This is a genomic window from Allobosea lathyri, assembly GCF_900108245.1.
In the GTDB taxonomy this organism is placed as follows: Bacteria; Pseudomonadota; Alphaproteobacteria; order Rhizobiales; family Beijerinckiaceae; genus Allobosea; species Allobosea lathyri.
In genome coordinates this window covers 631426-643779 of sequence record NZ_FNUY01000001.1, presented here as the reverse complement: position 1 = coordinate 643779, position 12354 = coordinate 631426, and the positions used below count along the sequence as shown (strand labels likewise).

11 protein-coding genes are annotated in these 12354 nt (G+C 65.9%); all 11 read left to right on the top strand.

Going from position 1 to position 12354, the window contains the following annotated elements:
* Positions 1–59: 59 nt before the first annotated feature.
* The 11 genes from ctaD (at position 60) to C4S73_RS02870 (ending at position 12324) form a co-directional block, all read left to right on the top strand.
* Complete coding sequence (ctaD, locus tag C4S73_RS02915; RefSeq protein WP_103870937.1) at positions 60–1688, top strand: cytochrome c oxidase subunit I; 1629 nt, start codon at positions 60–62, stop codon at positions 1686–1688.
* A gap of 141 nt (positions 1689–1829) precedes the next feature.
* A complete protein-coding gene (locus tag C4S73_RS02910) occupies positions 1830–2786 on the top strand; it encodes a heme o synthase (RefSeq protein WP_103870936.1) in 957 nt (318 codons plus the stop codon).
* On the top strand, positions 2783–2956 hold the full coding sequence (locus C4S73_RS28425; RefSeq protein ID WP_200827902.1) for a hypothetical protein: 174 nt from the start codon (positions 2783–2785) through the stop codon (positions 2954–2956). The genes C4S73_RS02910 and C4S73_RS28425 overlap by 4 nt, the downstream gene beginning before the upstream one ends.
* Positions 2956–3588, top strand: coding sequence for a cytochrome c oxidase assembly protein (locus tag C4S73_RS02905; protein ID WP_103870935.1), 633 nt, complete (start codon positions 2956–2958; stop codon positions 3586–3588). The genes C4S73_RS28425 and C4S73_RS02905 overlap by 1 nt, the downstream gene beginning before the upstream one ends.
* Before the next feature lie 54 nt (positions 3589–3642).
* On the top strand, positions 3643–4509 hold the full coding sequence (locus tag C4S73_RS02900) for a cytochrome c oxidase subunit 3 (RefSeq protein WP_103870934.1): 867 nt from the start codon (positions 3643–3645) through the stop codon (positions 4507–4509).
* A gap of 141 nt (positions 4510–4650) precedes the next feature.
* Positions 4651–5025, top strand: coding sequence for a DUF983 domain-containing protein (locus tag C4S73_RS02895; protein ID WP_103870933.1), 375 nt, complete (start codon positions 4651–4653; stop codon positions 5023–5025).
* Between the two features lie 5 nt (positions 5026–5030).
* Entirely contained in the window at positions 5031–5786 is a 756-nt protein-coding gene (locus C4S73_RS02890; RefSeq protein WP_146071259.1) for an SURF1 family protein, read from the top strand.
* A gap of 159 nt (positions 5787–5945) precedes the next feature.
* Positions 5946–7361, top strand: coding sequence for a threonine synthase (gene thrC, locus C4S73_RS02885; protein ID WP_103870931.1), 1416 nt, complete (start codon positions 5946–5948; stop codon positions 7359–7361).
* Entirely contained in the window at positions 7358–8701 is a 1344-nt protein-coding gene (locus C4S73_RS02880; RefSeq protein ID WP_103870930.1) for a M16 family metallopeptidase, read from the top strand. The genes thrC and C4S73_RS02880 overlap by 4 nt, the downstream gene beginning before the upstream one ends.
* A 6-nt stretch (positions 8702–8707) precedes the next feature.
* A complete protein-coding gene (locus C4S73_RS02875) occupies positions 8708–9307 on the top strand; it encodes a GNAT family N-acetyltransferase (protein ID WP_103870929.1) in 600 nt (199 codons plus the stop codon).
* Between the two features lie 77 nt (positions 9308–9384).
* Entirely contained in the window at positions 9385–12324 is a 2940-nt protein-coding gene (locus C4S73_RS02870) for an EAL domain-containing protein (protein WP_103870928.1), read from the top strand.
* Positions 12325–12354: the final 30 nt, after the last annotated feature.

Here is a 12354-nt window from a genome sequence, read left to right as displayed (position 1 = left end):
CGCATCGAACCTGATTGACTGACTGTCGCGAACAGATTTCGCACGAGGAGACCAAGGCGATGGCAACAGCGGCTCCGCACGCTCACGCCCACGGACATGACGAAGCGCACGCCAATCCGACCGGATGGCGCCGCTGGCTGATGTCCACCAACCACAAGGACATCGGCACGCTCTACCTGATCTTCTCGATCATGGCCGGGCTCGTCGGCGGCTTCCTCTCGATCATGATGCGGATCGAGCTGCAGCAGCCCGGCATGCAGATCTTCGCCAACGGCCAGAGCTACAACGTCTTCGTGACCGGCCACGGCCTGATCATGATCTTCTTCATGGTCATGCCCGCCGTGATCGGCGGCTTCGGCAACTGGTTCGTGCCGCTGATGATCGGCGCGCCGGACATGGCCTTCCCGCGCATGAACAACATCTCGTTCTGGCTGACGGTCTCCGGTTTCATCCTGCTGATCACCTCGATGTTCGTCGAAGGCGCGCCGGGCGCGCACGGCGTCGGCACGGGCTGGACGATCTATCCGCCGTTCTCGTCGGCGGGCCACCCCGGGCCGTCGGTCGATTTCGGCATTCTCGCGCTGCACCTTGCCGGCGCAGCCTCGATCCTGGGCGCGATCAACTTCATCACCACGATCCTGAACATGCGCGCTCCCGGCATGACCATGCACAAGATGCCGCTGTTCGCCTGGGGCGTGCTGGTGACGGCCTTCCTGCTGCTGCTGGCCCTGCCCGTTCTCGCCGGCGCCATCACCATGCTGCTGACCGACCGCAATTTCGGCACGACCTTCTACGATCCGGCCGGCGGCGGCGATCCGATCCTGTACCAGCACCTGTTCTGGTTCTTCGGCCACCCCGAAGTGTACATCATGATCCTGCCGGCCTTCGGCATCGTCAGCCACATCATCTCGACCTTCTCGAAGAAGCCGATCTTCGGTTATCTCGGCATGGCCTACGCCATGGTCGCGATCGGCGTCGTCGGCTTCATCGTGTGGGCGCACCACATGTATACGGCCGGTCTCTCGCTCAACACGCAGCGCTACTTCGTGTTTGCGACGATGGTCATCGCGGTGCCCACCGGCATCAAGATCTTCTCCTGGATCGCGACGATGTGGGGCGGCTCGATCCGCTTCACCGCGCCGATGATCTGGGCGATCGGCTTCATCTTCCTGTTCACGGTCGGCGGCGTCACCGGCGTCGTGCTGGCCAATGCCGGCGTCGACCGCTCGCTGCATGCGACCTATTACGTCGTGGCGCATTTCCACTACGTGCTGTCGCTGGGCGCCGTGTTCGGCATCTTCGCCGGCTTCTACTACTGGTTCCCGAAGATGAGCGGCTACGTCATCCCGGACTGGATCGGCAAGCTGCACTTCTGGGTCGCCTTCGTCGGCGCGAACGTGCTGTTCTTCCCGCAGCACTTCCTCGGCCTGGCCGGCATGCCGCGGCATTATGCCGACTATCCCGATGCCTTCGCCGGGTGGCATTTCGTGTCCTCGATCGGCTCCTACATCTTTGCCTTCGGCCTGCTGATCTTCTTCTACGGCGTGTTCGTCGCCTTCACGCGCAAGGAACTCGCCGGGGACAATCCGTGGGGCGAAGGTGCAACCACCCTGGAATGGACGCTGCCCTCGCCGCCGCCCTTCCACCAGTTCGAGACGCTGCCGCGCATCACCGGCTCGGACCACTGAGAATTTCTGGCGGCGGGCCCAGCGCCCGCCGCCGCCTCTCTCCCGAACGCCCTATCGGACGTTTCGGAGACGGGCGGCAAAGCCGCTTCCGAAGATCACGCGCCGCGAAGTGGCGCTGCAGGAATTGAAACGACTGAACCCATGTCCGCTGTGTTCGACAAGCTCGATCCCCGCACCGACGGCACGGCGCTGACCTCCACCGGCGAGGCGCGCGATTTCTTCACGCTGCTCAAGCCGCGCGTGATGTCGCTGGTCATCGTGACGGCGCTTGCCGGCATGGCGACCGCGCCGGGCACCGTACATCCGGTGATCGGGTTCGCAGCGCTGCTGGCCATCGCGGTCGGCGCCGGCGCGTCGGGCTGCCTCAACATGTGGTACGACGCCGACATCGACGCACTGATGGTCCGCACCGCCAAGCGCCCGATACCGGCCGGCCGCATCCTGCCTTCCGAGGCGCTCGCTTTCGGCCTGACGCTGTCGATCGGCGCAGTCTTAGTGCTCGGGCTTGTCGCCAATCTGCTCGCGGCGGGCATGCTCGCCTTCACGATCTTCTTCTACGCCGTCGTCTATTCGATGTGGCTGAAGCGCTGGACGCCGCAGAACATCGTCATCGGCGGCGCGGCGGGCGCCTTCCCGCCGATGATCGGCGAGGCGGTCGTCACCGGCGGTTTCGGCATCCGCTCGCTCGTGCTGTTCGCGATCATCTTCCTGTGGACCCCGCCGCATTTCTGGGCGCTGGCACTGGTCAAATCGGCCGATTATGCGCGCGCCGGCATCCCGATGCTGCCCAATGTCGCCGGACCCGCCTCGACCCGCCGGCACATCCTTGCCTATTCGCTGGTGATGGCGCCGGTTGCCGTGCTGCCCGCGCTGATGGGCTTCGGCGGCCTGATCTATCTCGTCGTTTCCGTCGTGACCGGCCTGGCCATGATCGCGCTGGCGGTCCGCGTGCTCAGGACGACCGAGGGCGACGCGGCGCACAAGGCGGCCTATTCGCTGTTCGGCTTCTCGATCCTCTACCTCTTCCTGCTTTTCGCAGTGCTTCTGGCCGAGAACAGCCTGGGCCTGATGTGGGCCCTGCCCAAGGTGATCGGATGAACGAGCCGCGCAAGCAGCCGGTGGCTCCCGCCGCCTTTTCGCCCGAGGATATGGCGCGCCGCAGGCGTCGCAACGTCGCGCTCGCGCTCGTGCTGGCCGGGCTCGTGGTGTTTTTCTTCGTGGTGACGCTGGTCAAGACCGGCCCCGCGATCATGAACCGGCCGCTGTGATGAGCGCCGCGCCGTCTCCCGTCGAAAGGCCCAAGAACGTCGAAAGGCCCAAGAATCTCGGCCGCACGGCGCTGATCTGCGCCGGCGTCGCGATGGGCATGACCGGCCTGTCCTTTGCGGCCGTGCCGCTCTACGACCTGTTCTGCAAGACGACGGGCTTTGGCGGCACCCCGATGGTCGGCACGGCCGGCGCCAGCACCATCCTCGACCGCACGATGTCGGTGCGCTTCGACGCCAATGTCTCGCCCGGGCTGGGCTGGAAGTTCGAGCCGGAGAGCCCCGAGATCAAGCTTCGGGTCGGCCAGACGCAGACCGTGTTCTACAAGATCACCAACCGCACGAGCCGGCCTTCGACGGGTATCGCGACGTATAATATCGCGCCGGAAAAGGGCGCCGCCTATTTCGTCAAGATCCAGTGCTTCTGCTTCACGGAGCATACGCTCCAGCCGGGCGAGACGCTGGAGGCTCCGGTCGTGTTCTATATCGATCCCGAGATCGCGCAGAACCGCGAGCTCGACGGCGTGAATTCGATCACGCTGTCATACACTTACTTCGCCTCCAAGGCGGGGCAGCCGGTAGCCGAAGGCAAAAGCGACCCCGCCAAGGGTGACGCAAGCAAATCGAACCTGTAAAAATTGCGCCGGAAACGAGCGCTGAGCGAAAAGTCGGACGCGGAGACTGATACGATGGCCGGGGCCCATACCAAGAACCACGACTACCATCTCGTCGATCCGAGCCCGTGGCCGCTCGTCGGCGCCGCCAGCGCGACCGTGCTGGCCATGGGCGCGGTGATGTGGATGAAGGCCATGTCGATCGGCGGCATGAAGCTCGGCCCGCTGATCTTCGGCGTCGGCATGCTCGGCGTGCTCTACACGATGCTGGCCTGGTGGATGGACGTGACCCGCGAGGCAGAGCACGAGGGACACCACACCAAGGTCGTGCAGATCCACCATCGCTACGGCATGCTGATGTTCATCGCCTCCGAGGTGATGTTCTTCGTTGCGTGGTTCTGGGCCTATTTCGACGCCAGCCTCTTCTCGGGCGAGGCGATCAACTACACCCGGCAGGAGTTCACCGGCGGCGTCTGGCCGCCCAAGGGCATCGCCACCTTCGATCCCTGGCACCTGCCGCTGCTCAACACGCTGATCCTGCTGACCTCGGGCACCACAGTGACCTGGGCGCATCACGCGCTGATCCATGGCGATCGCAAGGGCTTGAAGCAGGGCCTGTGGTTGACCGTGATCCTCGGCATCCTGTTCACGATGACGCAGGCCTACGAGTACTCCCACGCCACCTTCGCATTCGCCGGACACATCTACGGCTCGACCTTCTTCATGGCGACCGGCTTCCACGGCTTCCATGTGATCATCGGGACGATCTTCCTGGCGATCTGCCTGTACCGGGTCTATCTCGGCCACTTCAAGCCGGACCAGCATCTCGGCTTCGAGTTCGCCGCCTGGTACTGGCATTTCGTCGACGTGGTCTGGCTGTTCCTGTTCGCCTCGATCTATGTCTGGGGCGCGGGCTCCGGCGTCGCTGCGGCGGCGCACTGACCTCACCCGTCATTGCGAGCATAGCGAAGCAATCCAGGGGCGGCCGCGCTCGACATACCCTGGATTGCTTCGTCGCTTCGCTTCTCGCAATGACGACGTAAGGCGGCCGCGAGGCCGCCTTTGCTCTTTCTGGAGGCCATCATGGCCGACGATCACACGCCCCCGCCCTCCCCTTTCAAGACCGGAATCGCGGGCCGGTGCCCGCGCTGCGGCGAGGGCAAGCTGTTCGAGGGTTTCCTGAAGGTCCGGCCGCGCTGCAATGCGTGCGGCCTCGATTTCAGCTTCGCCGACTCAGCCGATGGCCCGGCCGTTTTCATCATGCTGATCGCGGGCTTCGCCGTGCTTGGGGCGGCGCTTTATGTCGAGATCGCTTATGAGCCGCCGATCTGGCTGCACATGGTGATCTGGCTGCCGCTGGCGGTGATCGTCTGCCTCGCCTTGCTGCGGCCGATGAAAGGGCTCGCTGTCGCCCTGCAATATGCCCACAAGGCCGAGGAAGGCCGGCGGGAGACGTGAGCGAGATGACGGCCCCCACGCGACGCGTCTCGCTGCTGCTGCCGGCGCTGCTCACCATTGCCGGAACGCTGGTGCTCTGCACGCTGGGCAGCTGGCAGATCATGCGGATGGGCGAAAAGCACGCCTTCATCTCAAGGCTGGAAGCGCAGGCGAGCGGGGCGCCCGCTTCGATGCCTGCCGCTGCGGACTGGGCCAATCTCGATCCGAGCAAACTCGACCTGACGCGGGTCGCGGCCAGCGGCACCTTCGTGGACGGCGCCTTCGCGGGCGTGCGCACGACGATCGCCGCCGGCGCTCCCGGCACACGCCAGCTATCCGGCTTCGGCCGCTGGATCTTCCAGGGTTTTCGGTTGGATGACGGCGGCCTCATCCTGATCAATCGCGGCTTCGTGCCCGAGGGCCGGCTCGGCGAGATCACGCCGGCAAGCGGCCCTGCCCGCGTCACGGGCTTCCTGCGCGCGCCGGAGGCACGCGGCAGTTTCACCCCCGCCGACCTGCCGGCAAACCGCGAATTCTACACGCGCGACCCGGCCGCGATCGCAGCCTCGCTCGGCCTGACCAATGCCGCGCCCTTCTATCTCGAAGCCGAGCGTGAGGGTAACGGCCTCATCCCACCGGCCGGCGTGGACGCGAAAGAACTGATCGCCCGGATACCCGACAACCATCTGTCCTATGCGCTGACATGGTTCGGTCTGGCGCTGACGTTGCTTGGCGTGTTCGGCGCTTTCGCATGGCAGGGGCGGCAGCGCCCTTCGGTCTGAGGCTCTCACGCCCGATCGTCGTGCCGCTGCGCTACCGCGTCGTCCGGCCATAGCGCCGGCGCGCCTTCCCTCAAGGAATGGCCGGCAGGCCGCAGCAACCTTTGCCCTAATTCCGCTCCCGGCCTATAGCATCAGCCACGATCATCGAGGCCCGAAACCGTGCTGCATGTTTCCACCCGCGGGGAAGCTCCCGCGCTCTCCTTTTCCGACGCTCTTCTTGCCGGTCTTGCCCGCGATGGCGGGCTCTATGTTCCGAAGAGCTGGCCGGTGCTCGATCAGAGCGAGATCGCCGGTTTCGCCGGCAAGCCCTATGCCGAGGTTGCCGAGCGGGTCCTGGGCGCGCTGACCGATGGCGATATCGAAAGCAAGGCGCTGAGCGAGATGATCGCCGAGGCCTATGCCAGCTTCCGGCATCCGGCCGTCTGCCCGCTGACGCAGCTCGGCGACAACCTCTTCGTGCTCGAACTCTTCCATGGACCGACGCTCGCCTTCAAGGACGTGGCGATGCAGCTGCTCGGGCGGCTGATGGACCATGTGCTGACCTTGCGCGGAGAGCGCGCCACGATCGTCGGCGCGACCTCGGGCGATACCGGCGGCGCCGCGATCGACGCCTTCAAGGGCCTGTCGCGTGTTGATGTCTTCATCCTCTATCCGCAGGGCCGGGTTTCGGATGTGCAGCGCCGGCAGATGACCACGGTCGATGCGCCCAACGTCCATGCCATCGCGGTCGACGGGACCTTCGACGATTGCCAGAACCTGCTGAAGGCGATGTTCAACCATCATGCATTCCGCGACGAGATCGGGCTGTCGGGCGTCAACTCGATCAACTGGGCCCGGATCGCGGCGCAGGTGGTGTATTATTTCACCTCCGCGGTGGCGCTCGGCGGGCCGGCGCGAAAGGTCTCCTTCGCCGTGCCGACCGGCAATTTCGGCGATGTTCTGGCGGGCTTCGTCGCCAAGCGCATGGGCCTGCCGATCGAGCGGCTGCTGATCGGCACCAATAGCAACGACATCCTGGCGCGGACCTTGGCCAGCGGCGCCTATGAGATGCGCGGCGTGGCGGCGACGACCTCGCCTTCGATGGACATCCAGATCTCCTCCAATTTCGAGCGGCTGCTGTTCGAGGTGCATGGCCGCGACGGCGCCGCCGTCCGCCGCCTGATGCAATCCTTGCAGCAGTCGGGGCGTTTCGAGATCGAGGCCGAACCGCTCGCAAAAATCCGCAGCGAGTTCGATGCGGCAGCGATCGATGAGACAGCCACCGCCGCCGAGATCGACCGGACCTGGCGCGAGGCCGGCTATCTGCTCGATCCCCACACCGCGATCGGCGTCGGCGCGGCGCGACAGGGTCTGAAGGCAGATCCGGCCACGCCGATGATCGTGCTCGGCACCGCTCATCCCGCCAAATTCCCGGCGGCGGTCGCAGCCGCCAGCGGCGTGACGCCTGCTTTGCCCGCACATCTGGCGGATCTGATGGAGCGCAAGGAGCGCTTTACCTGCCTGCCCAACGATCTGGCCCGCGTCGAGGATTTCGTGCGGCAGAATGCGCGCGCGGTCAGGGGAGCGGCAGCATGAGCGCGACAGGGCCGGCCGAGACGGCTGCGATCGTGGCTCCGGTTCCCGATGGCCATGGCAAGCACGACCCCGATGTCGGCCTGACGATCCTGCCTTCGGGGCTGCGCATCGTTTCGCAGCGCATGGACCATGCGGCGACCGTGTCGCTCGGCATCTGGATCGGCGCGGGCTCGCGCGACGAGCTTCCTCACGAGCATGGCCTTGCCCATCTGCTCGAACACATGGCCTTCAAGGGCACGGCGCGGCGCAACGCGCTGGAGATCGCCGAGGAGATCGAGAGCGTCGGCGGCGATCTCAACGCGGCGACCTCAGTCGAATATACCTGCTACACCGCCCGCGTCCTCGGCTCTGACCTGGGCCTCGCTGTCGATATCCTCTCGGATATCCTGACCGCGCCGGCTTTGACCGATGAGGAGCTGAAGCGCGAGAAGGGCGTGATCCTGCAGGAGATCAGCGCCGTCCAGGATACGCCGGACGATCTCGTCTATGACCGCTTCCTGCAGGCCGCCTTCCCGGACCAGCCCCTCGGCCGGCCGATCCTAGGCACGGCAAAGACGGTCAAGGGTTTTACGCCCGATGCGATCCGCGCCTATCTCGCCAGGCATTATCACGCCGGCAACATGGTGCTGGCGGCGTCGGGCGCGGTCGATCACGAGCAGCTCGTCGCGCTGGCCAAGCAGCATCTCTCCGCGTTGCCCGCAAAGCCCGCAGCGCCGCTGGCCCGCACCGATGGCCGCTATGTCGGTGGCGAAGCGCGGATCAAGGGCGACGAGGAGCAGGTTCATCTCGTGCTCGGCTTCCCGGGCCTGCCTTTCAAGGACGGCGCGCACTACCCGCTGCAGATCTTTTCCTCGGTGCTGGGAGGCGGCCTGTCGTCGCGGCTGTTCCAGGAGGTGCGCGAGCAGCGCGGCCTGGCCTATGCCATCGACGCCTTCCATTGGCCATTCTCGGATTGCGGTGTCTTCGGCATCAGCGCTGGCACAGCGCCCGAAGATGTCGCGGAGTTGATCGAAGTCGCGCTCGCCAGCCTGCGCAAGGCGGCTGAAGATGTGAGTGAAGTCGAAGTCGCCCGCGCCCGCGCCCAGATGAAGGTCGGGCTGCTCGCCTCGCTGGAAAGTCCCGGTGGCAAGCTCGAGCAGATGGCGCGGCAGGTCCTGCTCTTCGGCCGTGCCATCCCTCGCGAGGAGCTGTCGGCGCGCTTAGACGCGGTGACGCTGGACGATGTCCGCGCTGCCGGGCGCTCGTTGCTCGGCCACCAGCCGACGATCGCGGCTGTGGGTCCTCTTCAGGGGTTGCCGCCAGCCAAGCGGCTGCTGCATGCGGCGCGAGCAGCGGACTGACCGGCGATGGCGCTCTTCCGCTTCCCGAGCGAGCCCCCGACACGCCCCCTGTTCCGCACGCCCAATCTCGTGCTTCGGGCGCCCCAGGCCGCCGATTATTCGGACTGGGCGATGTTGCGCATGGAAAGCCGCGCCTTCCTGACGCCGTGGGAGCCGGTCTGGAACGAGGACGACCTGACCCGCACCTCGTTTCGCCTCCGGACCAAGCGCGCGGCACGCGAGATCGCCAGCGACGAGGCCTATTCGCTCTTCATCTTCGACAGCCGTTCGGACGCGCTGCTCGGCGGCCTGACCCTCGGGCTCGTGCGCCGCGGCGTCGCACAGGCCTGCACGCTGGGCTACTGGATGGGCCAGCGCCATGCCGGCAAGGGCTACATGACGGAAGCGGTGCGGGGCGCGTTGCGCTTCGCCTTTTCTGATCTGGCGCTGCACAGGGTCGAGGCGGCCTGCCTGCCCAATAACGAGCCCTCGCGCCGGCTGCTGGAACGCGTCGGCTTCCAGCATGAGGGCGTGGCGCGCTCCTATCTGCGGATCAACGGCGTCTGGGCCGATCATCTGCTCTATGCCGCCCTCTCGGGCGACCACGTTCCGGGGGACAACCGGTGATCAGGTGGGGCTCGGCGGGGCACTCCATGCCTTGCCCTCGCCATGAGCCGCCGATAGGACTGGTCGCTCAAATTGTAATGACAGTCTTCCGTCCCAGCCGCGAGCGCCGCTTGTCCATTCCCGACCGACTCCTCCGGTTTGGCCTCGCCGTCGCCGGGCTCGCCTTGTGGTTCACATTCGCGGCTACCAATCCGGCCCTGGCCGTCGAAGCCGTTCGTGTGCCTGTCGATGTCCCCGTGATCGACCTGACCAATGTCGTCGAGCGCAACAAATCCGACGGCGACGTCATCCAGATCTCGACGGCGCCGGGGCCTGACGGCATCGTGCGCCGCATCGCGGTGCGCGCGCGCGAATCCGGCGCAAGGCCCGACTGGATCGTCTTCGCGCTCACCAACGACTCGGACGAGCAGATCGACCGGCTGCTGGTCGCGCCTTTCCACAGGCTGATCGGCTCCGGCGTGATCTGGCCCGATCTCGGCGACACCCGCATCGAAGCGGTGACCGCGAGCCAGGGCCTCTCGCCCGAACGCGAGGCGAGCCCGGACGCGGATGTCTTCCTGATCACGCTCGACCCGGGAACCACGGTCACTTTCGTCGCCGAGCTGAAATCGCCGAACCTGCCGCAGCTCTATCTGTTCGAGCAGGAGGCCTATCGCCAGAAGACCAACGGGCTGACGCTCTACAAGGGCATCATCATCGGCATTGCCGGCCTGCTGGCGCTGTTCCTGACCATCATCTTCGTGGTCAAGGGCGCGGTGATCTTCCCGGCGGCGGCCGCGCTTGCCTGGGCGGTTCTGGCCTATGCGGGTCTCGATTTCGGCTTCTTCCAGCGCATCTTCCCGCTGACCCCGGCGATAGAACGAATATACCGAGCCGGCGCCGAGGTCGTGCTGGCGGCGACATTGCTCGTCTTTCTCTTCGCCTATCTCAACCTGTCACGCTGGCATGTGCGCTACAGCCACGTCACGATCATCTGGATCCTCGGCCTTGCCGGGTTGACTGGCCTTGCCGTGTTCGACGCACCGATGGCTTCCGGCATCGCGCGCATATCGATCGCGGCGGTGGCGGCTGTCGGCTTCGTGCTGATCCTGCATCTGGCGACGCATGGCTATGAGCGGGCGGTGATGCTGATCCCGACCTGGTTCCTCCTGGCGGTCTGGGTCACGGCCGCCGGCTTTACGGTGACCGGGCAATTTCAACGCGATCTGGTCGCGCCTGCCTTGTTGGGCGGTCTCGTCCTGATCGTCCTGCTGATCGGCTTCACGGTGATCCAGCACGCCTTTGCCGGCGGCGCATTGTCGCAAGGGCTGGTCTCCGATACCGAGCGTCGCGCGCTTGCCTTGTCGGGCTCCGGCGATCTCGTCTTCGACTGGGATGTCAGCGCCGACAAGATCTTCGTCTCGCCGCAGATCGAAACGCTGCTCGGACTGCCGCGCGGGTCACTCGAAGGTTCGGCCTCGCGCTGGTTGGAACACATGCATGTGGCCGATCGCGATCGCTACCGCGTTACGCTCGATGCCGTGCTGGAGCAGCGCCGCGGCAAGCTCTATCTCGACGTGCGCCTGCGCTCGGCCAATGGCGCCTATCACTGGTTCAACCTCAAGGCCCGGCCGGTCATCGGCTCGGACGGCGAGGTCATCCGCGTCATCGGCACGCTGTCTGATGTCACCGAACAGCGGACCGCGCAGGAGCGCCTGCTGCACGACGCCGTGCATGACAATCTGACCGGGCTGCCGAACCGCAAGCTGTTCCAGGACCGGCTAGGGGCAGTCTTCGGCTTCACCCGCGCCGACGAGAACATCCGCCCGACCGTGCTCGTCATCGATATCGACCGCTTCAAGCAGGTCAACGAATCCGTCGGTTTCTCGGCAGGCGATTCGATCCTGCTGACGCTGGCGCGCCGTCTCGGCCGCCTGCTCAGGGCTCAGGACACGCTGGCCCGCATCGGCGGCGACACTTTCGCGATGATCCTGGTCTCGGAGCGCGACCCAGAGCGCATCCTGGCGCTGGCGGAACTGGTGCGCCGCGCCGTCTCGACTCCCGTGACTTTTGCCGAGCGCGAGATCGTGCTGACGCCATCTATCGGGCTCGCGTTGTTCGATCCAGCGCCCGCCGCGCGCAAGGACGATGCGCTGAAGAACGCCGAACTCGCCATGGCCCATGCCAAGCGGCAGGGCGGCAACAAGATCGAAGTCTTCGTGCCGGCGATGCGGACGGACCGCAACGACCGGCTCGCACTGGAAAGCGACCTGCGCCGGGCGATCGAGCGCGGCGAGATCCAGGTGATGTACCAGCCAATCGTCAGGCTGGAGGACCGGACCATTGCCGGCTTCGAGGCTCTGGTACGCTGGGACCATCCGCGCGAAGGCCGGCTGATGCCCCAGGACTTCCTCTCCATCGCCGAGGAAACCGGGCTGATCGTCGATCTCGGCGTCTATGTAATGGATCGCACGGCGCGCGAGCTGGAAGCGTGGCAGGCGGCGCTCGAGGTCGACCCGCCGATCTTCGCCAGCGTCAACGTCTCCAGCCGGCAGTTGCTGCGGCACGACCTGCTGCACGACGTCAAGACGGTGCTGGGCCGCCGGCGCATCCTGCCGGGCACGCTGAAGCTCGAGATCACCGAGAGCCTGGTGATGGAGAATCCGGAATATGCCGCGCAGATGCTGAGCCGCATCCGCGAACTCGGCGCCGGTCTTTCCCTCGACGATTTCGGGACGGGCTATTCGTCGCTGTCCTATCTGCAGCGCTTCCCCTTCGACACGATCAAGGTCGACCAGAGCTTCGTGCGGCAGATGGGCAACGGCAAGCCGCCGGTGATCCTGCGCTCGATCGTCCAGCTCGCGGCTGACCTGCGCATGGATGTCGTAGCAGAAGGCGCGGAGACCGAATCCGATGCGATCGAGCTCTACCAGCTCGGTTGCCAATATGCGCAGGGCTACATCTTCGGCCAGCCGATGACGGCAGCAGAGGCACGCCGGCTGATGGGCGCGCGCGCCGCCTCCACCGAGGCGGCCTGAGGCTCGCTCTCCGTCGGAGAGCCTAACAGC

Bases quoted from the DNA above. Each gene is read 5' to 3' on its own strand.
- C4S73_RS02900 (WP_103870934.1), top strand. From the start codon at position 3,643: ATGGCCGGGGCCCATACCAAGAACCACGACTACCATCTCGTCGATCCG.
- C4S73_RS02875 (WP_103870929.1), top strand. From the start codon at position 8,708: ATGGCGCTCTTCCGCTTCCCGAGCGAGCCCCCGACACGCCCCCTGTTC.
- C4S73_RS02895 (WP_103870933.1), top strand. From the start codon at position 4,651: ATGGCCGACGATCACACGCCCCCGCCCTCCCCTTTCAAGACCGGAATC.
- C4S73_RS02910 (WP_103870936.1), top strand. From the start codon at position 1,830: ATGTCCGCTGTGTTCGACAAGCTCGATCCCCGCACCGACGGCACGGCG.
- C4S73_RS28425 (WP_200827902.1), top strand. From the start codon at position 2,783: ATGAACGAGCCGCGCAAGCAGCCGGTGGCTCCCGCCGCCTTTTCGCCC.
- C4S73_RS02870 (WP_103870928.1), top strand. From the start codon at position 9,385: ATGACAGTCTTCCGTCCCAGCCGCGAGCGCCGCTTGTCCATTCCCGAC.
- C4S73_RS02890 (WP_146071259.1), top strand. From the start codon at position 5,031: ATGACGGCCCCCACGCGACGCGTCTCGCTGCTGCTGCCGGCGCTGCTC.
- C4S73_RS02905 (WP_103870935.1), top strand. From the start codon at position 2,956: ATGAGCGCCGCGCCGTCTCCCGTCGAAAGGCCCAAGAACGTCGAAAGG.
- ctaD (WP_103870937.1), top strand. From the start codon at position 60: ATGGCAACAGCGGCTCCGCACGCTCACGCCCACGGACATGACGAAGCG.
- C4S73_RS02880 (WP_103870930.1), top strand. From the start codon at position 7,358: ATGAGCGCGACAGGGCCGGCCGAGACGGCTGCGATCGTGGCTCCGGTT.